This window comes from Sphingomonas sp. RB1R13, assembly GCF_036663775.1.
In the GTDB taxonomy this organism is placed as follows: Bacteria; Pseudomonadota; Alphaproteobacteria; order Sphingomonadales; family Sphingomonadaceae; genus Sphingomicrobium.
In genome coordinates, this window is sequence record NZ_JAXOJM010000003.1 from 23,774 (window position 1) to 44,917 (window position 21,144).

General features: G+C 61.4%; 17 protein-coding genes. 6 read left to right on the forward strand and 11 right to left on the reverse strand.

Going from position 1 to position 21,144, the window contains the following annotated elements; translation table 11 throughout:
* Positions 1-48: 48 nt before the first annotated feature.
* From U1700_RS09640 to U1700_RS09660, 5 genes are all read right to left on the reverse strand, one after another.
* On the reverse strand, positions 49-348 hold the full coding sequence (locus U1700_RS09640; protein WP_332752349.1) for a hypothetical protein: 300 nt from the start codon (positions 346-348) through the stop codon (positions 49-51).
* A gap of 73 nt (positions 349-421) precedes the next feature.
* A complete protein-coding gene (locus tag U1700_RS09645; protein ID WP_332752350.1) occupies positions 422-736 on the reverse strand; it encodes a hypothetical protein in 315 nt (104 codons plus the stop codon).
* Between the two features lie 638 nt (positions 737-1,374).
* Positions 1,375-5,718, reverse strand: a complete 4,344-nt coding sequence (locus tag U1700_RS09650; protein ID WP_332752352.1) for an RHS repeat domain-containing protein — start codon at positions 5,716-5,718, stop codon at positions 1,375-1,377.
* A 71-nt stretch (positions 5,719-5,789) separates the two neighbouring features.
* A complete protein-coding gene (locus tag U1700_RS09655; RefSeq protein ID WP_332752354.1) occupies positions 5,790-5,978 on the reverse strand; it encodes a hypothetical protein in 189 nt (62 codons plus the stop codon).
* Between the two features lie 182 nt (positions 5,979-6,160).
* Positions 6,161-6,817, reverse strand: coding sequence for a S24 family peptidase (locus U1700_RS09660; protein WP_332752356.1), 657 nt, complete (start codon positions 6,815-6,817; stop codon positions 6,161-6,163).
* 137 nt (positions 6,818-6,954) lie between these two features.
* Between U1700_RS09660 and U1700_RS09665 the strand changes: the two genes are divergently transcribed.
* Positions 6,955-7,095: a hypothetical protein gene (locus U1700_RS09665; RefSeq protein ID WP_332752358.1), complete on the forward strand. Its 141-nt coding sequence runs from the start codon at positions 6,955-6,957 to the stop codon at positions 7,093-7,095.
* A 17-nt stretch (positions 7,096-7,112) separates the two neighbouring features.
* Positions 7,113-8,063: a hypothetical protein gene (locus tag U1700_RS09670; protein WP_332752360.1), complete on the forward strand. Its 951-nt coding sequence runs from the start codon at positions 7,113-7,115 to the stop codon at positions 8,061-8,063.
* A 398-nt stretch (positions 8,064-8,461) separates the two neighbouring features.
* On the opposite strand, the gene U1700_RS09675 is transcribed toward U1700_RS09670, so the two are convergent.
* The 3 genes from U1700_RS09675 to U1700_RS09685 are packed head-to-tail and all read right to left on the reverse strand — an operon-like array spanning position 8,462 to position 12,338.
* Positions 8,462-8,758: a DCL family protein gene (locus U1700_RS09675; protein WP_332752362.1), complete on the reverse strand. Its 297-nt coding sequence runs from the start codon at positions 8,756-8,758 to the stop codon at positions 8,462-8,464.
* Positions 8,759-8,769: 11 nt separating this feature from the next.
* The gene (locus U1700_RS09680; RefSeq protein WP_332752364.1) at positions 8,770-11,379 is read right to left on the reverse strand and encodes a DEAD/DEAH box helicase; all 2,610 of its coding nucleotides are present in this window, start codon (positions 11,377-11,379) and stop codon (positions 8,770-8,772) included.
* Positions 11,376-12,338, reverse strand: coding sequence for a HamA C-terminal domain-containing protein (locus U1700_RS09685; protein WP_332752366.1), 963 nt, complete (start codon positions 12,336-12,338; stop codon positions 11,376-11,378). The genes U1700_RS09680 and U1700_RS09685 overlap by 4 nt, the downstream gene beginning before the upstream one ends.
* Before the next feature lie 1,032 nt (positions 12,339-13,370).
* On the opposite strand from U1700_RS09685, the gene U1700_RS09690 reads away from it, so the two are divergent.
* A complete protein-coding gene (locus U1700_RS09690; RefSeq protein WP_332752368.1) occupies positions 13,371-14,414 on the forward strand; it encodes a rod shape-determining protein in 1,044 nt (347 codons plus the stop codon).
* 176 nt (positions 14,415-14,590) lie between these two features.
* Here the strand turns inward: U1700_RS09690 and U1700_RS09695 are convergent, their stop codons facing one another.
* Positions 14,591-15,466 carry an alpha/beta fold hydrolase gene (locus tag U1700_RS09695; protein WP_332752370.1) on the reverse strand — a complete coding sequence of 292 codons (876 nt, stop codon included), beginning with the start codon at positions 15,464-15,466 and terminating at the stop codon, positions 14,591-14,593.
* Positions 15,467-15,505: 39 nt separating this feature from the next.
* On the opposite strand from U1700_RS09695, the gene U1700_RS09700 reads away from it, so the two are divergent.
* Positions 15,506-16,897 carry a protein adenylyltransferase SelO family protein gene (locus U1700_RS09700; RefSeq protein ID WP_332752371.1) on the forward strand — a complete coding sequence of 464 codons (1,392 nt, stop codon included), beginning with the start codon at positions 15,506-15,508 and terminating at the stop codon, positions 16,895-16,897.
* A 44-nt stretch (positions 16,898-16,941) separates the two neighbouring features.
* A complete protein-coding gene (gene astD, locus U1700_RS09705) occupies positions 16,942-18,363 on the forward strand; it encodes a succinylglutamate-semialdehyde dehydrogenase (RefSeq protein WP_332752984.1) in 1,422 nt (473 codons plus the stop codon).
* A gap of 9 nt (positions 18,364-18,372) precedes the next feature.
* On the opposite strand, the gene U1700_RS09710 is transcribed toward astD, so the two are convergent.
* Positions 18,373-19,863, reverse strand: a complete 1,491-nt coding sequence (locus U1700_RS09710; RefSeq protein WP_332752373.1) for a replicative DNA helicase — start codon at positions 19,861-19,863, stop codon at positions 18,373-18,375.
* Between the two features lie 93 nt (positions 19,864-19,956).
* Here U1700_RS09710 and dcd point away from each other — a divergent pair, with 93 nt between their 5' ends.
* Entirely contained in the window at positions 19,957-20,511 is a 555-nt protein-coding gene (gene dcd, locus U1700_RS09715) for a dCTP deaminase (RefSeq protein WP_332752375.1), read from the forward strand.
* On the opposite strand, the gene U1700_RS09720 is transcribed toward dcd, so the two are convergent.
* The gene (locus U1700_RS09720; protein ID WP_332752377.1) at positions 20,508-21,098 is read right to left on the reverse strand and encodes an NADPH-dependent FMN reductase; all 591 of its coding nucleotides are present in this window, start codon (positions 21,096-21,098) and stop codon (positions 20,508-20,510) included. The two genes, dcd and U1700_RS09720, sit on opposite strands and share 4 nt — an antisense overlap.
* Between the last annotated feature and the right edge of the window lie 46 nt (positions 21,099-21,144).

The window sequence follows — 21,144 nt, forward strand, 5'->3', positions numbered from 1 at the left end:
TATTGAGCGCCTTCGCGAAGGCCTGCGCAGCAGTTGGGTTGTTGAACGTCATTCGCAGGTCGACCCGGTAATGCGCCGGCACCCCACCTGCTGCGGCACGCTTGATGTGGCACGGTTTGAAGTCGCCATGCGTGTGCGGCGGCAACAGACCTTTGAGCTTCGCGGAATGGCTGAGGAGGTATTCGCGCCGTCGTCCGCCATGCGTTTCTTCATTCTGGCGAGCAGCTTTTCCGCGACTGAGATATTGAGCTGCATCTGATTAAGAGCGACTGGCCCGATCTGCCCTTCTGGGACGGTCACGTAGAAGCGCAGGCTGATCTTCGGGTCTCGCTCGGACTGTACGGCCATGTGCTGCGCTTGCCTTCGGTGGTTCGGCGGTCAGATAGCGACGCGGCCGCGACGGCGCAAACGCCCCATGACGCTAGAACAGATCCGCAACCGAAGTGTGCGGTCGGCCATTTTCGGCGGCGCGCCTAACCTTTCGTTCGATTACCTGATTGAGGGGCAGGCCGCGGTCCAGCATCTCGTAGAGGTCGAGGTCCGACATGCAGATGGTTCGCTTGCCGCGCCCGAAGGAAAACAGGCCATCCTTGCTGAAGCCGCTATGGCTAACGAACAGGCCGCGAGCCCAGAACGCTTTCTCGCTTAACTTCCCCTCGAAGTCCCGGAGGTCCTTCGCCGCAGTCTGTTCGCCCTGCCACTTGGCTTCGAACAGATACGTCTCGCCGTCGAGCACGAAGCTCCCGTCTATAGCCGACAGGTCGTCGTAGTTGAATTTGTGCGGAAACAATTGGATCAGCGGGATAATCCTCGGTCGGCTTGGCGTGCGCAGAGGATCGACTGATGACCTTTAGTGCCCCCGTAGTGCCCCCGGAATTCCCGAGACTGGCTTAACTACACACAGTTCAAATGTGTCTTGCGACCTTAGATTAGCGCGCAGAACAGCGACCTCTCCCGGTCTTAAGCCGCCGCCAACCTCAGTTCGTCGACCCGCGTAGATGTCTCCCCAACCCACAGCCACATCTCTGGCACCACGGGCGCCAAAAACCATGACGAAGAGCAATTGAGAGCGTACCAAAGCCGTAAGAAGGTCACAACCAACCTTTTCATGAGCGTTCAAACCATCAAAAAAGATGGTGCCGCCTGATATCGTCGCCTCGGCAAATATCGACAAGCCTCCGAAGGTTCGATCTAAAAACTCCGTCATACACGTTGAGGATGTCTTTGCCTGATCATCCTCAACGTTGATAACAACCAAGCATCCGGGGCCCGTACTAACTGAGGCCAAGACTTTATCTATCATTCTACTGCGACCGTCGTTTATAGGAATAGTATGCCGTTCCCATGCTACGGACTTGCTGGCGTTGACGTTGTTCATGGTGCACCGAAATAGCTGTGATTGTTCAAGTCTTGGCTTGGATAGCGCAAGCTTCCTGCCAAGCCGGAGTTGAAATGTGGTGGCTGGAAGCTAGTTCCTACATCCTCGCGAATGCCAATATACTGATTTGAGGCATTTAGGAAGATATAGTAGAATTTGTTCCTTGAGTCCAAACCGATGCCATCACCACCTCCCACGAGGCCAGGGGTATAAACCATAACCGGCTGAGCACTTCGTGGAACTGCATTGATATATTTGGCGCTGCTCAACGCTAGACCGCGCGTAAAGCTCAATGTGTCGGTTAGCCCATTTCCATTTATCCGAATTCCGTAGAACGGAAATCCACCTTGTTGGAAAGAGTCAGCGAACTTGAACGGGCCGCCTCCCAGGCCTGGAGGTGCTCTTGTTGCCGAAACTAGGACTAGTCCTAACCGATTATTTTGCGGCGAAATTGCGTCAGACAAATTAAGGGATGCTACGGCTAGAGTTGCAGAAACACACCCAGGTGTTTCTATGCAATCTAAAACACCGCTTACGATTCCGGCGGAGGCACCAGGTAGAGCAGAAGATAGTCCCATCTCCTGTTGCATACGTGCCGCGGCAGTATCAATTCCGTTGCTCGACAGAAATGGGACACCCGAACAATCCACGGTTTGAACAATTGAACCTGTGCACGCCATGAGCGTCCCGCTAGGGTCCTTCCCATTGGCTGGGTCCCCGCGGGTGTAACCATACGAGTTTGGCCCGTCGCCATACCCCATCGGGTCGCTTTGCATGAACCTTCCAAGGTGCGGAGCATACATTCGCGCCTTGTAGTCGTAGAGCCCGAGTTCAGGGATCCACTTTTGACCAGTGTACTGGAACCGCCCGACGTTGGTCGCCTGCGGCTTGCCATATTCGTCGTAGCGATTGACCGACAACATGTTTCCACTCGAGTCACTGGTTGCAACGATGCTGCCACGTTCGTCGGCGTGAAGGAAGCGGCGATCGGTCATCCCGCTGCCTTCGTACTGCACCAGCGGCTCGTCCACGCCCGGGCCATGGATATAGCGGCGCAGCAGACTGCTGCTGCCATCATATTCGGCGATGACATCGGCCCCGTCATACGCGAACCGTGTCGTCGCGGCGCCCGCTATCTGGTAGAGCCTAAGCGCCGGGTCGTAGGAAAGAGACACGCCACCGCTGGCCGAGGTCAGCAGATTCTCGGACGAGTAGCTGTAGGTCTTGCCCGTCGTCGGATCAGTAGTGAGGTTGCCCCGCGCATCATCCACCGCGCTGGTGCCTCCGACCGTGGCGAGCTGGTTATGCCCGTTGGTCACTGTCCCCGTCGTTCCCAAGCCATGTCCGGTCCAGGCGTAAAGATCGTTCGTCTTCGACAGGCTCATGATCTGGCTCGCTGGCGAGTAGCTGAACGTCGTCGAGACGTCGTTGGTGGTCCCGGCAAGATCGTGGCCGAGTGAGGCCAGACGCGATACCGGATCGAATGTGTAGCTGGTCACCGTGCCGTTGCCGCGGATGAGGCTCGTGCGGCGGCCGAGGTTGTCAAAGGCGAACGTCGCGAGCACTCCGACCCCGCTGGTCGCCCCATTCTCGCGGATCGCGCTGGTCTCGCCGGTCACAAGAAAATCGCTGTTCACATAAAGCCCGCTGCCCGGATAGGTCAGCTGGGTCCGTCGCCCGGCAAGGTCGAACACCGCGCTGACCGTGCCCTGGGGACCGACCTGGGTGAGGTTACGGCCGAGCGCGTCATAGGTGAACGACAAGGCATTGCCGGCCTGGCTCGCCGATATCATCCGGCCCAAACTGTCATAGGCATAGGTTACGTCGGGCTCGGTGCCCGGCAAGTCCTTGGACGTCAGGCGGTTGAGCGCGTCGAACGTGAAGGCAATGCTGGTCGCATCGCGCAGGCGGCGTGAAATGACGCTGCTGTTGGCATCGTAACTCAGCTGCTCAAAATCGCTCGCATTGCTCGTTCCCGCACCCTTGGTTGGGCTGGGATATAGGGTCTGTGCCAAACGGTCGAACCCGTCATAAACGTAACTAGTCTTGTTGGTCTCACCATCGGTGAGCGAGATGAGCTGGCCATTGTTGGAATAAGCGAGCGTCCGCTCAGGGGCCTCGTCGGCGGTCCCGAACGCCACCCGCACCTGGGTCACCTGCCCGGCATTGTCGTAGAGGGTCTTGGCGATCTGATCCGACCCGAAGCTTCCGCTGGTCCCGAGCGTGCAGGCCGAGGCCGGCAGTGAGGCGTAGACCGCCGTGTTCATGCGCTGTGCCACGCATTGCACCTGGCCGGCAGCGTCATAGCTGGTCTGGGTCAACGCATAGTCGGTAGCGCCCGAGCTCAGTTTCGCGGTCGCGGGCCGCAGCGACGTGTCATAGGTCGCGTCGACCGCATCGGCTGCGGCGAACCCGGTCCAGTCGGCATCGGACTGACTGTTGACTGTCCCATTCTCGACCCGGGTGACCAGCCCCCGCGCGTCGATTATCGTCCGCCTGGCGCGGTTCTTCAGCGGGCCCGCTCCGTCTGGATCCGCCGATACGGTGCCGATTAGCGCACGGCCGGCATCGTAGCGATAGCGGGTCGTGTCGGCCGTGCCGGCAAGCGGGCCATCGACGGTCAGAAGATTGCCAACATCGTCGTATGCGTAGGCAGTGGTCGCGGTCAGCGCGCCGTCGCCCGACCCCTTACTCGCCGAAACGGGAAGCAGATTATTGCCAACACCGGTCGTCTGCGGACCATAACTGACACTTGCCTTCACCTCGTCGGCTGTACCGGTGCAGCTCGAGGCGGTCTGGCAAGCCGAGGTTCCGGTCAGCCGCGTGACCGGTTCGCCCGACGCGACGATCGATCCGCTGCTGTTCTTGAAGTAGGCCTGGAGGGTCGAGTAGCTCAGCCGGGTCTGGGGTCGTACCGCACCCGTCGTCGGCGCGGGCAAGGTGACGCTCAGCAGGTCGCCGTGGGTAGCCTCATACGCATAGTCAGTCTGGTTGCCCTTGGCATCCTTGGTCCAGTTGGGCCGGTTGCAGGTGATCGTGTTGGCGCAGCTAATATCGTAGCCCGCCGTCGAGACGATGTCGGAAAGCCCCGAACCGGACTTCGCGACAGTGCGGTTCTCGGTAATATTGCCGCGGGCGTCATAGGTGACCTGGGTATAATTGCTCTCGGGACGAGTGACGCGAGTGAGCCGGCCACTGGTGTCGTAGGTCGCGCCGGTCGCATGTCCATTGGGGTCGGTCACTCCCGTCATGCGCTGGGAGGCGATATCGAAAGTGTAGACGGTCGCGTGACTGAGCGGATCGGTGACCGTGACGGTGCGGACGCCCGAAGCGTCGCTCCTAGCATAGCTGGTCGTACCTGCCGGGGTGGCGATGCTCGACACAAGGCCCGAGGTGTAGCCGATGGTCACATCTTCGGACGTGCTGGCCGGACGTGTGATGCCGCTGAGGAGGCCTGAGGTCATGCGATATTTGGTGACGCGGCCCATGGGATCGGTGACCGAGAAATATGGAACGCCGCCGATGGGAGTGTCGTCAAGGGTCTCGGTTGGGGTGCTTGCGCCCGACGCCACTGCAAGATTGGTCATCGTTGCGCCGGTAACCTTCGATACCATCGCGAAGTTGGGTTGGATCTCGGGCGTGGTCGAATCGTAAATGTACTCGGTATTGGGATGTTGAAGGCTGATTTGATAACCGTAGCTATTGCGGATTGTGTTGAGGATGTAGATCGTGCCCGTGGATGTGCAGATGCTGCCATTGCCGCCTGGCTTCCATGTCCGGCAATAGTCCATCGGCGAGTAGCTGTAGACGAGCTTGACGCCTGAGGGGCGAAGCAGGTCCGTGGCGCGCCCGGCGTTGGAGTAGTAGGGCGAGTTGGTCGCACGGTTCTTGTCGAAGTGGATGACCGTACCGTCGGCCGCGGTGTAGGTGTAGACGTTCGTCGTCGAGTTGTAGATCAACGTCGCGCCATTGCCTTCGGTCGGCAGATAGATCGTCCCCGACACCGTGAAGGTATCGGTCTTTCCGCCAAGATTGACGATCATCGTGGTGCCCGAGAGGTTGAGTGCGGCGGTGACATTGTCGGTCCAGCCACTCCCGTTGTTGAACATGGCGTAGACAAGGCCCTGCGGATCCCCCTGACCCATCGACAGCGCCGGCGCGGTCAAGCGCAGCGTGCCGTTGAACAGGTCGACGCCATTGGCGTCCAGCGCTTGGCGAACGGGAACCGGCGCCGCGAGCTGGGCGAGCGCCGGAGCACCAATTCCAAGGCTGAGGACGGTGGTCAAGCTGAGCAGAGCGCGGCGCACGCGAAGGCGGCGCCCGATGGAGGTCGAGGTCATGATATTTTTCCGATGCAAATATTGGCGTGCCGCGAGCGGCAGAAAAGGAAGCGCGCGAGGCGCGGCTCAGATCACGGCGGTCCGGGGTTGGGCGACCCGGTCGTCGTCTTGGCCGTCCGGTTGTCGGCCTTGTCCATCTGGTAGCTCGTACTGACACCGTTATTGACGGTGCCGGTGCGGGCGACCCGGATCAGGCGGCCTCGAGCGTCATAGCTGTACGATATGGTTTCGGTCGCAACTGCAGGACTGCCTGCCAACACCAGTCCAATGAGAAGTGCGGATCGCCGCATGGGAACCTCGAAGTGCCCGGCGGAACGCGAGTGAGAAGGGAGAGCACTCTTCCCATTCCGCCGGGACAGATGGAAGAATAGGTCACGATCGATAGGACTTATCCAACAATCGACCAGAGGCATCTATTTTGTAGGACTTGTCCTATTCGCAGCTAGCGAATGCTGCGTCCCGCCCAGATCACTCGCCCAATGATCGTAACATCCTCAGGCCGGCAGTCGGGCCAGCGGGCGTAAGTCGGGTTGTCTGAGGAGATAGTAATCGTCGTATCTGTAGGATGAACGGTGATCCGCTTGACCAGCAGCGTATCGTCGCGGCGAAGGACGTAGATGCCGTCCTGAACCTTGCGCAGCGCGGCCGAGCGATCGACCATGATATCATCGCCGTCGCCAAGCGTCGGGAACATCGAGTCGCCTTCGACCTGGATGATGGAAAGGTCACGTGGACGGGCTCGCGAGAGGCGCTCAAGCCATAGCGGCTCAAAACCGATGTGGGCGATAGGGCGCTCGCTGCCGTCGAGCGCACCCGAGCCCGCCGACGCGCTGACATTATAGCGCGGGATGGCAATGAGCTTGCTTGGTGCATTGTCCTCGCTCAGCGGGGAAGGACCACCTAGCAGCTCCTCGTCAACGCCGAAGTAACGAGCAAGCGTTTTGCGGTCACGCTCGGCCAACTCGCGCGGCGCCCCGCGTTTAATATACTGCTGGATGTAAGCAGCGTTCCGGCCGAGCAGCCGCGACAGATTTGCATAGTCCTCGCGCCGTTCCCGGATCAGCCGTTCGAGATTGGTGCGAGCGTCATCTTGTTTCATAAATCATCCTATAATGACTAGGATGAGACTAGACAAGTAGGATTTCATATGAGAACAAATGGGCAACGCAGTTTAAGGCGAGTCGGAAGCGGATTATGTTGCTGGATAGGGTCGAGAAACATCTGCGTGCAGCTCGCATGCCACCGACCCGGTTCGGGCGCGAGAGCGTCGGCGACCCGCGCTTCGTGTTCGACCTGCGCTCAGGGCGCGAGCCGCGCCAGGCAACTATCAGCAAGGTGCTGCGTTATCTCGACCGCGCCAAGCGAAGAGGAATATGAGAGGCTGCATCGCCGCGTTGCTGCTCGCAGCGAGCGCTCCCGCTATTGGCGCCGACAGGTTCGTCCCCGATCCGCATGCGGCGTTCGACGGGTTTGCCGCGATCCGTTCGCCCAGACCCGACGTCCCGGTCGGCGCGCTGTGGGTCCAAGGCTACGGACCGACCGGTGAGGGAGCCACCGCCGACAATCTCGAGACCGTACGCAGCCTCAACGGCATCAACATCGACAAGAATTTGCAGCTCAGCCTGTCGACCGGCCTGTTCTCGCTACTTGGTATTGATCCCCACGTTCGCGATCATTTTACCGCCCACTTCACCGAGCTGACGATCATTCGCGTCAAGGACGTCAGCAAACTATCCGGACCTCCCGGCGAGCCCCGCATCGTCGCAGCGCTCAAAGCCGGCGGCGTGACGGTGACATCCGACGGCGACGTCGGGCTCAACGCACGCACGATCGTGTATGGCCAGACCAAAATCCAAGGCTCGACCACCAACGATCGGACGCGAACGTTTAGCATCGATGGCCGAGACCTGTTCATTGCGATCCGGGTCGCGACGATGAAAGCGGTCGAAAGTAAACCGCGCGAGCTCGCACTAGAAGCGCAAGGGGAACGGAGCGGGTCCGTAACAATCGATGGCGATCGATTGCTGCTTACGAACCTCGGCTGCGAGGTGCTCGTATCTTCAGCCTGCTCGGAACCGCCGATGGTCGCGCTATCACGGGCGGGGCAGGGACCGGTGACTGTGGGCCAAGCCATGCCCTTCGCCGCCAACGGGCAAGCTACCGTGATGCTGGCGATGCCGCAGAGCGATGGCGGCGAAGGCTTATACACACAGCTTCGGGTTAAGTTTACGGCGGCATGCGAGAGGAGCAAGCGGGAGGGCTGCCGCCATAAAGATCAGGTAACGCTCGTATATATTGGCGAACTAAGTGAAACACTGGCCGAGCTGAGCGCTCGGGCGTGGTAGGCGCCGCGTCGCAATGAAACGCTTTAGCGAAAGTGCAACTCCGATAAATCGCAGCACTAGCCACTCGGATAAGGAGAATGACCCTGGCGACTGAACGCACGAAGTAGGGTCGAGACGGCGCGCAACCGCGGTGTCCGGTTGACCGTTTTTCGACCGAGCCGATGCTGCACCGGCGCACTCCTAAAATAAACATCTTGGTGCTGCTAATGTCTGCAGTTGGGCCGAAAACGGACCGGCAGCTTTCGGGCAACCAGAGCAAAGAAGAGGACGTTCGTTCAGCTCGCTGCCGAGTCAAGAAGAACCAATTCATTCGGATGGCTAACATTCGCGAGGCTTTGACTGGAGGGAAGACAGCTCTAGGTTGGCCTGCGTCGATCGGTCGAGCCAAAGGAAGGCGATCAGGTTCCGTAGATGCAAGCTGTGTGCGAGAATTTTTCGGTGCTGCCGTCGGGACGGTTCACCCAGAAGCAACGGGTGCCAAATTCTGCGGTGCGAACGCTGAAATGAGTGATGCCGCTACCGACCTTGGCCGCAGCCGCGGGATGGCGGTCGAGTGCTGCGCGCAGGATCTCCGCGTCTGCCGCGCCGACTTTGTCGCCAAGGTCGTAGCGATAGAGCATCTCGTTGAGGTAGGAGACGGCATCACCTCGTTTGACGAAATTCATAGGTCCTAGATCGATGGGCTTCGCAGGCATGGCGTAGTTCCTTATCCCTGGCTGTGCACCTCGGAACCTTGGTCATCGGCCAGGAGCAAACGCTCGCGCACTTCCCGGACAATGATGAGCGGGATCTCCAGCGTCTCGAGACGGCCGCGACGCTCGGTTATCCAATCAATGCACTCCGCTTTGCTAAGATTGTCCCTGGCGATTTTCTCGTACAAGGCAACCGCGCTCATGCGGGATAGGCCGAGCTCCATCAGAGACAGCAAAGTCCGCGACGATACCCCGAATTCGAGCTGTGTGCCGATGTCGAGTTCCTGGTCGATTAGATCCTCGCGGCCGATCTGGCGGAGGTGGAGGTGCAGCACGTCCATGTACGCTGACAGATATTTGGGCGCCTTAAAGCGTGCGATCTGCTCGACGAGATCCATCGTGTCCCGGATCAGTGCCGGCAAGCGATAGCGCCTGCCGGCACTAATATGCCATTCGACGTTCCTCCGGATCATGTTCGCCAATGACAGACCCTGGAGCCAATTGACGATGACGAGCGCGTAGAGCCGATTGACATTCTCGGGACCGAATGCGGGGAACATGTGCGTATGAATCCTGCCCAGGATCGCGACGAACCGATCATAGCTATCGACGCTCGCAATCTCGGCCGGCAGCAGGTTTTCGATATTACCTTGGTACTCGCGAAACTCGTTGAGCAAGTGTTGCAGGCCGATAGGGCTTACGCCGGGGTGTCGCTCGGCCAAGTCAACGTCGATGTCGATCTGTGCGGCGAGGATTTTGAGGGCCTTATCCAGCTTTTCAAGGGTTACCTTATCATGGCGTTTAGCAAGACTGGCGGTCGTTATCGAGCCGAGGCGCAAATAGGTAGTCAACAAATACGCTCCGACCTGCTCAAATTGATCCGACCGACCGAGCGCCGACAAGTCGGCATTGTCGCGGTTGAACAGATACTTGGTCAAATCGTCGCCAAGTTCGAGGACGGCATCGCTTTCGCGTTTGATCGGATAGCGCGCGCGATAGGGCACGCCCGTTGGCCACGCCGTTCTGTCCCCTGGACTGATGCAGATGATGTTTCCTTGGAACTCGTCTCCCCAGCGCCCGGCCCGCCCTGCCAGGTTCCAGAAGTCGTGGGGCTCCATCGGATGCCCCTTCCCTTTGCGCGGACCACGGAGGACGATCGTGCGACAGGAGAGATTGACGCCTTCGATGAGCGTCGACGTGCAGACCAGAAAGCGGATCTTGCCTGATCGGAACAGTCGCTCGATCTCGAGCCGGATTAGGGAGGGCATATTGCCAAAGTGGAAGGCGACGCCGCGCTCGACCAAGGGGGCTAGACTAAACTGCGGATGCACGCCCTTGCGCGCGAGATCGGCCAGGGCGGCGAGCTCGGGTTCGATGGTGACCGGCTTGGGCAGCAGCTGGCTGATGAGATCGGCGACGCTCTCCGACTCCGCCGCGCCGTTCGCATAGACCAAAGTGCCGCCGCGCTGCCCTGCGGCGGCCGCTATGAAGGCGAGCTGCTTCCGGGGCCCGCTTGGCCCGCTGGAAAGCTCGAGCGTCCCGACCGACAGCAAGGCTTCATGGTGCCGGACGGCCAGCGCCCAGAGCTTCGGTTTGCGCGGCACTTGGTCCGCGAAAATTACATTCTGGAGAACGGTCGGCGTGTCGCTGTCGACCGACACCGTGTTCACGCCGACGGGCGCATCGGCCAAAAGTGCTTCGGGGTTCTGGGTTGCAGGGCTAATAAAAACTATCTTAAGCTTAGGGTTTGCCCGGGTCGCGCGCTCGATCGCGTCCTGAAGGATCACGCCGCGCTGATTGTCGCCGATTTTGTGCGCCTCATCGACGATGAGCAGGTCAGTAGAGAAATCAACGCCGAGCAGATTGGCGAGCAGGTGCAGACGCTCTTGGGTGAACACCAGGATCAGGCTCTTGCCGCCCGAGCGGGCGGAGTCGAACTTCTCGCGCAGCGGGAGCGACGACACGTCGACCGGGCCGTCCTTACCGAGTAGGGACAACAGGCTGATCTCGATCTCTGACACGAGCGCGCGAGTCGGGGCGAGATAAATAGCAAGGCGCGCCGTACCGATCCGCATCTGATCGACAAGCCATTGAAGGACCAGGAACGTCTTTCCTGATGCCGTCGGGGCCGACGCAGACAACCAGTTGGGCCGGCTGGCATTGGTCCAGAAGCGCTCCTGGAAGTCGTTAACTTGGAGCCATGCCCCGCTTGATTCGACCAGGATTGATCGCTCCATCTCACGTCGCTGTGCCTCTAAACGCAGCGCGACGCCGAGACGTTCTTCAAGCCCGTCTTCCAGCAAGCCGCGCTTGCTCGCGAGCTCAACAGCACGAAAGTTGGATAGCTTGCCCAAGAGCACCGCGCCCGCGTCCCTGATCCGCGGCTCACCGGTAAATGCAATGGCCCCCGTTGCGATCCGGAGGGCCGCGTCCTGATCAATGCGCTCGGTCGAACGGGCCAGAACGCTGCCAGCAAGCAACAGGCGAGGCCAATCAATTTCGGGATCGGTCTCTTCGAGCTGGAGATTGTCGATCTCCGTGCGCACGGTCATGCGGGTGATCGCGTCGAGATCCTCGCGTATCCCATCGGTGCGCAGCCAGGACTGCAAGTCGCTCAAACTCATGCGGTGGCGATCCCCATCGCCGTCAGAAAAGCGCTCCGGAAGCCCTCGGCTGAGGGCATCGGGATGCAGAACAGCTGAATTTCTATGTCGCTTAATTTCTCAGCCACCAGGCGCTTACCAATGTTGTCGCTCCAGTCGGTCAGCGCCTTGCGAGCGCCATCAGCTATGTCGTCCGCAATCGCCTTGACATTATCGGCCGGGTAGAAGGGCGCGTCGAAGCCCACGAGCGCCACGCCGCAATATTGGACGCGGGCCGACATCACCGATGAGCGATCGAAATAGCGCTTGAGGGCGCCGGTCAGCTCTGGATCGCTGAGGTCGGCCTTGTCGCTCAGGAGGATCAGATCGCGCTCGCGATCGGCACCTTCGTGGTCGGGCTCAACGAGAAACGGTGCCAAGGACGCCAAGCAATCGCTGAGCGCGGCCGCAACCTTCTTGTAGACTTTTGACTCGCCCCAGTAGAGCTTCAGAATGCCGTCGGGCGAAACGCCAGCATAGACGCCGTCTGCGCCGTGATAGTGCATTCTGGTGTCGGTCTTGAGATCCATTTTGCAGAGGATCTGGGGTAACTTAAGGAAGCGCTCGGCCAGCAGGAAGAGCAGCATCTCGCCGCCTTCGCCACTCCGTGCAAGATCGGTGAACGAGCGCTTAGCGCGCTCGACGAGTTCGGCGACGGCGGCGGTGCTGTTGAACCTGAGGTCCCGGGCCTTCGCTTCGGCAACCTTCGAGCGGGGGATGGCATAGTCAACGACGGCGTTGCGCATGAATTCCGCCAGTCGATGCGGTTGAACGCGCCCATTTCCATCCACGGTCAGGCAATAGCAGTGAACCTTGATTGCATGACCTTTGATCGAGACGTCGCTCTCGACCAAGGTAAGATGGACGTCGAGAGCTTCCGGATCGCCAGTCAGCGTAGAAGCAAGATCAGTCGCGGTAATGTTCGACAGAGAGACCCCCACCTCTCAACCCATCGCGTCCGGACGGGCCAATCGCTGAGATTAGGACCTTCAACGGATGGCGTCTACAGGGCTTTTGGATCGAGCCCGCGCACTATCAAGCGGCCGAGCCGTAATCCCACCACTAGCGGATATCGAGTCAGGCTGAACGATGGTCTGCTTAGGGGTTCCCCGGCACGCGGCTTCAACAGCCGAGATTGGGCGCGTTGTTGCCGCACCGATCGCCTGATTGGACACCCCACCTCGTTGCACCTGTTACGTAGAAGCGGGCAGAGCATTACTCACCAAGAGCACCCCCACACGTAAAGTCGCTTCGTGACGCCGTCATGACCTATATCCCGTCCGGCTCCTAGAGATCACGCTACTTCTTTCCTTCGGAAGACGCTACCCGGAACGCGCGACCGTCGAACCTTGCGGTATCATGAGGTCGTCACTTCCAGTGTCGGCTTCGTTACTGCCGGCGCGATTGGAGGAACGGCTGATGTGTGGTGAAAGAAATAGTATGTTAACCGCTCGGAAGCCCTAGCCCCAACGCCTTCCCCCACGTCGGTCAAACAGGGCATCGACGGCTTGGAGCCGGGAGTCGGCCCACTCTATGCCGGTCACGGGGGCTTACTCGGCGACGTACGAGACGTCGGCCGCCGCCCTCCCGGTCGAAGCATCCTTGGCTAGTCTAATGCGGCTTAAGGCCCCTGCTCGACTCGATATGCTTCTCTGCTATCGCAAGAAACTTCCCTGCTCCGTAGGCAGGGAAATTGAAGAAGAAGGTTCAGAAAATCAGTCGCTTATAGCTGGCTGAACGCCGGCCTTCATCGCTCTTTTTTCGATTTTCCCTGTATTTTCCCTGTTCGCAGGAAATTGCGGTCGGAGACAAGTGATCACTAAACTGTATCCACCTCCATTTTCTCCGGTTCATCGCAGTGACCCCTCCCCTCGTCTTTAACCGCCGCTAATGGCGGCCGGCGGGGTTGCGCTGACCGTCGCCATGCCGCCGGGGTAAACTCCTCATTCATGGGGGTGGAAAGACGTTTCTCCATGGCCTTCAGCCATTTCTTCAAGCTTGCCTCGACCGATCTCGCGATCGACCTTGGGACCGCCAATACCGTCGTCTATGCGCGCGGTCGCGGGATCGTGATCAACGAACCCTCGGTGGTCGCGATGGAGATGCACGACGGCGTTCGCCGGGTCCGTGCGGTCGGCGCCGATGCCAAGCTGATGATGGGCAAGACCCCCGCCTATCTCAAGACCATCCGTCCGCTTCGCAACGGCGTCATCGCCGACCTCGAAGTCGCCGAGCAGATGATCAAGCATTTCATCCACAAGGCGAATGGCGGGCACAGCCGCTTCACGCGCGGGCCGCAGATCGTCATTTGCGTGCCTTCGGGGTCGACCCAGGTCGAGCGCCGCGCGATCCGTGACGCCGCCTCCAACGCCGGGGCAAGCTCGGTCTCGCTGCTGGTTGAACCCATCGCCGCAGCGATCGGGGCGGGCCTGTCAGTGACCACCCCGACCGGCTCGCTCGTCGTCGATATCGGTGGCGGCACGACCGAGGTCGGGGTCATTTCGCTCAAGGGACTGACCTATTCGATGTCGGCCCGCGTCGGCGGCGACAAGATGGACGACGCCATCGCGCAGGCGATCCGCCGCAACCACGGCCTGCTGATCGGCGACGCCACCGCCGAGAAGATCAAGAAGGAACTCGGCACCGCGCGCGTTCCCGCCGGGACCGAAAGTCGCCGAGCGCTGGTCCGTGGCCGCGACGTCGCGCGCGGTGTCCCGCGCGAGATCGAGATCAGCCAGGACGAGCTGGTTGACGCGCTTCGCGATCCCGTCGGTCAGATCATGCAGGCGGTCCGCCGTGCGCTCGAAAACACTGCGCCTGAAATCGCTGCCGACATCATCGACGGCGGGATCATGATGACCGGCGGCGGCTCGCTCCTGCCCCAGATCGATGGGCTGCTGGCCGACGAAACCGGATTGCAGGTGACCATCGCCGACAACCCGCTGATGTGCGTCGCATTAGGCGCGGGCCGCGCGCTCGAAGACCCGGAATATGCAGGGGCCCTGACACAGAGGTGATTTTGTTGGCGCTACGCGTCGCTTCGCTGGTTCTGTGCCAGCCCGCACCCCCTCCCGACCAACCCAATCAGTTTACCGTGTGGGTTGGTCGGGCCAAAGCCTTGAACGTCCCCCGGACGTTCAAACTTAAGGCGGGTGCGGGCTGGCACAGTTCTTCGAAACAAAGACTCGCAGAGCTAAGCGTGCTCTTCTTCCCGCGCCAATACCCGTCCCAGCAATCGCTCGATTGCCGCCAGGCTCTCGGGCTCATCGAGCGCCGGGGCATGGCCGACCCGGGGGATCGTCACCAGCTCGACATCGGGAATCTCGCTCGCCATTCGCTGCGCGACCTTCTCCTCGAGCAAATCGGTCAGTTCGCCCCGCAACAGCGTTACCGGGCGTCCCGCCAGCGCGCGATAATAGGGCCAGATATCCGCCGGAGGCGCGCTGCGGCTCGCCTCGAACCCGCCGGCGATTGCCATGTCATAATCAAACCGGACCCGCCCGTCCTGCTCGCTCGCCAGGGTGCGCGCGAACTTCTCCCATTGCTCGGGCGTATAATCGGGAAATGTATCGCCGTTGCGCGTCGCAAGGTCGCGCGCCAGCTCGGCGAAATCCGCATAGTCGACCGCTTTGCCGACATGCGACCCGATCCGCGCCAGCCCGCGCGGATCGATTTCGGGGCCGATATCGTTAAGCAGCGCCCCCGCGATCCGTTCGACGTCGCGCTTCGCCATGACCATCGTCACGATCCCGCCAAGCGAGGTGCCGACGAACACTGCATCGGCAATGCCCAACTGGTCGAGCAGCTTCAACAGGTCGGCGGCGTAGACCTGCGGCACATAATTGGCCGGGTTCGGATCATGTTCGCTTGATCCCCGTCCGCGCAAGTCGACCACGATCACGCGCCATTTGCCTGCGAACCGCTCTGCAACGGGCTCGAAATCGCGCGCGTTGCGGGTCAGCCCGGGGATGCACAGGATCGGCGGCCGTTCATGCGGCCCGTCATAATCGCGATAGTGGAGGCGCAGACCGTCGGGACTGTTCCAGCTTCGATCGGTATAGGTCGCCATGTGGTTCCTCTTTGCGCGTGAAGCATCTATCGCGGGGCAATGCCGCTCTCGCAAGCCTATCGCCCCCACCCCGCCATCCTGACCCTGGGCGACGCATTTTACGATGTCGTGGCACCCGCCGACTTTCCGAAATCGATCATACGCTTCTGGAATGCGCGCTGGGCTGCGCAAATCGGGCTCGGCGAGCTCGATCAGGCCGAGCGCGTGGCCCATTTCGCGCGCTTCTCGCCCTTGCCCGACAATCTCCCGCAACCGCTTGCGCTGCGCTATCACGGCCACCAGTTTCGCCATTACAACCCGAACCTCGGCGACGGCCGCGGCTTCCTCTTCGCCCAGCTTCGCGATCCCGCCGACCGCCTCCTCGACCTCGCCACCAAGGGGTCGGGGCAAACCCCGTGGAGTAGGCGGGCCGACGGTCGCCTGACCCTCAAGGGCGGGATGCGCGAGATCCTCGCGACCGAGATGCTCGAAGCGCTCGGGGTCAACACCTCCAAGACGTTCGCCCTGTTCGAAACCGGCGAAGAATTGTGGCGCGGCGATGAGCCGTCGCCGACCCGCTCCGCCGTGCTCACCCGCCTCGGTCACGGCCATATCCGCATCGGCAACTTCCAACGATTGGCCTACCTCGGCGAGACCGACAATATCGCCAAATTGACCGCCTACTGCCTCGCCAACCTCTACAATGAAAACCCCGCAAAAGACCCCGCCGCCAACGCCGAACGCCTGTTCGACCTCGTCTGTGCCGCCACCGCCCGCCTCGCCGCCTCCTACCTCGCCGCGGGCTTCGTCCACGGGGTCCTCAACAGCGACAATATCGCAATTTCAGGCGAAAGCTTCGACTATGGTCCGTGGCGATTTGCAACCTATTGGGACGAGGATTTCACCGCCGCCTACTTCGACGAGACCGGTCTTTACGCCTTTGGAAAACAGCCCGAAGCGATCCACTGGAACCTGGCGCAACTTGCTGGTTGCCTTGCCTTAATTTGCGATCCTGACCGTGTCCAAGCGTCTCTCCTTGGCTGGCCCGATCGCTTCCAGGCGGCCCTCACCGCCGCCCTCGTCGCCCGCCTCGGGGTCGATCCCAAAACCCCCGACGAAGACCGCGCCCTCGCCGCTGTCCTCCTGACCGCGCTCAAGTCGAAAGCCGTCACCATCGACCGCCTGTTCTTTGACTGGCACGGCGGCCGCGATCCCGGCGGCGAGGCCTACTCCGCCCCGCCCTTCCGCGCCCTCGCCGCCGCCCTTGCTGGTCGTGATCGCCCGCCGACCCATGACTATTGGTCCGACCCCGCCCCCTGCTCGATGCCGATCGAGGAGGTTGAGGCACTCTGGGCCCCCATCGCCGCCAACGACGACTGGTCCCTGTTCCACGCCAAGCTCGCCGCCATCCGCCGCATGGGCGAGGCCATGGTGCAGAACTCATCAGCTTGACCTTGGTTAACGAACAGGCCAGCACCCTCACCGTGACAGGGACCATCGACAGGCTGATTTCGACTGAACCCGCGACCGGCCTCGAGCTATGGTCGGGGCCGCTTGGCGACGCTGCCGTCGAGGTTGCCGTCGCTCGCGCCGCCTGGCCCGCCTGGGCCGCGCAATCGGTCAGCTACCGGATCGAAACGCTGCGCCGCTTTGCCAATGTCGTCCGCGCCAAGGCCGACGTCTTCGCCGACCTCATCGCGCGCGAAACCGGCAAGCCCTTCTGGGAAGCCAAGACCGAAGTCGCCTCGGTCATCGCCAAGGTCGACATTTCAGTCAACGCCTACTCCGAGCGCACGCCGATGCGAAAGATGGAGGGCGCACTGGGCGCAAAGGTCGCGGTGCGCCACAAGCCGCACGGCGTGCTCGCCGTGCTCGGTCCCTATAATTTCCCCGCGCACCTGCCCAATGGCCATATCGTCCCCGCCCTCCTCGCCGGCAACGCCGTGGTTTTCAAGCCTTCGGAAAAAACCCCGGCTAGCGGCGAGTTTCTAGTTGATTGCCTGCATGAGGCGGGCGTCCCCGACGGTGTCCTGCGCCTGCTGATCGGCGGGGTCGACGAGGGCAAGGCGCTTGCCGCCGACCCCGGCATCGACGGGCTGCTGTTCACCGGCTCGGCCGGCGCCGGCGCCTCGCTCGCCCGCCAGTTCGCCGAAACGCCGGCCAAGATCATCGCGCTCGAGCTTGGCGGCAACAATCCCATCGTGGCGTGGGATGTGCAGGACATCGAGACCGCAGCGGTGATGATCGTCCAGTCGGCCTATCTGTCGGCCGGCCAGCGCTGCACCGCCTGTCGCCGACTGATCGTCGAAGACGGAACCGAGGGCCCGCTGCTAGAAGCCATCACCCGGCTGATCGACCGGATCATCGTCGACGAACCCCGCGCCGACCCCCAGCCGTTCATGGGCCCGGTGATTGACCTGATCGCCGCCGACATCCTCCAGGATCGCTTCCTCGGCCTGATGATGAAGGGCGGCAAGGCCATCCGCCGGCTCGACCGCGCCTATGAGGAGCGGCCCTATCTAACCCCCGCGCTGATCGACATGACCGACGCAAAGGACCGGCTTGATGAGGAGTTGTTCGGCCCCGTGCTCCAGATTATCCGGGTCAAGGATTTCGACGCCGCGATCGACGAGGCCAACGCCACCCGCTTCGGCCTTGCCGCCAGCCTGATCGGCGGCACGCCCGAAATGTACGACCGCTTCTGGGCAAACATCCGTTCGGGCGTGATCAACTGGAACCGCCCGACCAATGGCGCGCCCAGCAACGCTCCGTTCGGTGGCATCGGCCTGTCAGGCAATCATCGTCCGAGCGCTTATTACGCCGCCGATTATTGCGCCTACCCGGTGACGAGCGTCGAAGCCGACATAGCGCGGGCAACAATCGGCGAAGGGCTCAGGGACCCCGAGGGGAATCGCTGAACGCGCTACTCAATCGCGCATGTCGGGCAGATATTCCTCGTTCGCCGCATCGCTGAACTTGGTCACCCGGGCGTCGAAGCGCATGCGAATCTTGCCGGTCGAACCGTGGCGCTGCTTCGCCACAATCAGCTCGGCGGTGCCATAGACTCGAGCCATCTCTTCGCGCCAGGAGTCGATATCAGGATGGTCGTCCGAGGGCTGCTTGGCGGCGAGGTAATAGTCGTCGCGATAGACGAACAGCACGATGTCGGCATCCTGTTCGATCGATCCCGATTCGCGAAGGTCGCTCAGCTGGGGCCGTTTGTCCTCGCGTTGCTCGACCGCGCGACTGAGCTGCGACAGCGCCAGTACCGGCACGTGCAATTCCTTGGCGAGCTGCTTCAGCCCGCGGCTGATCTCCGAGATTTCCTGGACGCGATTATCGTTGCTGCCCTTGCCGCTGCCCTGGAGCAGTTGCAGATAATCGACCACGATCATGCCGACATTCTTCTGTCGCTTCAGTCGCCGCGCCCGCGTCCGCAGCGCGGCGATCGTCAGCCCCGGCGTGTCGTCGATATACAGCGGCAACCCCGACAGCTCGCCCGACGCCCGTGCCAGCTGCTGAAACTCCTGCTTGCTGATCCGACCGGTGCGCAGATTCTCCGAGCTGATATTCGACTGTTCGGCCAGGATTCGCGTCGCCAGCTGGTCAGCCGACATTTCCAGGCTGAAGAAGGCCACCGCCGCGCCGGCCGACTTGCCCGGTTCGATCCCGTCTTCAATGTCACGCGCGTAGCGCTGCGCGGCCGAGAAGGCGATGTTGGTGGCAAGGCTGGTTTTGCCCATGCCCGGGCGTCCGGCAAGGATCGTCAGATCCGATCGGTGAAGCCCGCCAATCTTGGCGTTGATCCCGTCGATGCCGGTGGTGATACCCGACAAATGCCCGCCATTCTGAAGCGCAAGCTCGATATTCTTGATCGACTCCATCGACGCTTCGGCGAAGCTCTTGACCTTGCCCTCGCTCCCACCCTCTTCGGCAACGCGGTACAGCTCGGTCTCGGCGCGTTCGATCTGGGCCAGCGGAGCAACATCCTCGCTGGTATCGAGCGCGCCTTCGACCATCTCGCGCCCGACTCCGATCAGCGCCCGCAGCAACGCGAGGTCATAAATCTGCACGGCAAAGTCGCGCGCCCCAATCACCGCCGCGCCCGATCCGGTCAGCTGCGCCAGATAAGCCGGTCCGCCGACTTCCTTCATCGCCTCGTCGCCGTCGAACATCGGGCGAAGCGTGACCGGATTGGCGATCATGTTCTTGTCGTTGAGGCGAAGGATCGCGTCATAGATCCGCCCGTGAAGCGGCTCGAAGAAATGATGCGCCTTCAAGCGGATCTGGACGTCTTCGCAGATTCGGTTGTCGATCATCAACGCGCCAAGCAGCGCCGCCTCGGCCTCGACATTGGCGGGGAGGACAGGGGCGTGGGGGGCGTCGTGCGACCCGGCTATACGGAGGATTTCGGCCATGGGCCCGGTTTACACCTCTTGCCGCGATGGCTCCAGCGGGTTGCGACGAGATATGTGTGGATGCCCTGTGGGTAAGTTCGCTACGTCCGCGATATGAGCATTCTTTCCGACCGCTGGATTCGCGAGCAAGCCACCACCAACGCGATGATCGAACCGTTCGTCGAGGCCCAGCGCCGCGATGGCTGCATCAGCTATGGCCTGTCGTCCTATGGCTATGACGCGCGCGTCGCCGACGAGTTCAAGATTTTCACCAACCTCGATTCGGTGATCGTCGATCCCAAGGATTTTTCGGCCAACAGCTTCGTCGATCGCAAGACCGACTGCTGCATCATCCCGCCCAACAGCTTCGCACTCGCCCGCACGGTCGAATATTTCCGCGTGCCCGAGGATGTGCTGGTGATCTGCCTTGGCAAGTCGACCTATGCTCGCTGCGGGATCATCGTCAACGTCACTCCGCTCGAGCCCGGATGGGAGGGCCATGTTACGCTCGAATTTTCGAACACGACCCCATTACCCGCGAAGATCTACGCCAATGAAGGCGCCTGCCAGTTCCTGTTCCTCAAAGGCAATGAGCGCTGCGAGACGAGCTACAAAGACCGCGCCGGCAAATATATGGGCCAGCGCGGCGTCACCTTGCCCAAGCTTTAGGCCGGGTTCTCCGCAAGTTTCGCCCGACCCGCTGCGATGAGGTCGACCCAGTCGGCAAACGCATGGGCGAATCCGGCGACGAACTTTCCGAGCATTTCGTCGCTGATCGTCCCGTCGGCGGCGATCTTCTGGTCCGACAACATGCCCCAATAGGCTTCGGGCTGCTGCATCACCGGCACGTCGAGGAAGACGCATGCCTGGCGCAGCGCATGGTTTGACCCGAACCCGCCGGTCAGCCCGGGCGAGCCAGAAAACACCGCGGCGGGTTTCTTCGAATAGACGCTCTTGCCATAAGGGCGCGAGCCCACGTCGATCGCGTTTTTGAGCGCCCCGGTGATCCCGCGATTATATTCAGGGCTGCCGAACAACAGCCCGTCGCAGCCGCCGATCGCCTCGCGGAAAGCAGCATATTGCGGGGGCGCCGCGTCGCCATCCTTGTCCTGGTTGTAGAGCGGCAAGTCACCAATCTCGATCGCCACGATGTCCAGCCGCCCAGCCGTCGCTGCGGTGATCGCCAGCCCCAGACGCTTGTGTAAACTATCCTTGCGGAGCGATCCGTTGAGAAAGGCGATGCGATGCTTGGTCACGGGCGCGACTCCTTGAAAGATTACCCCCTCAATGAAGCCGCGCCGT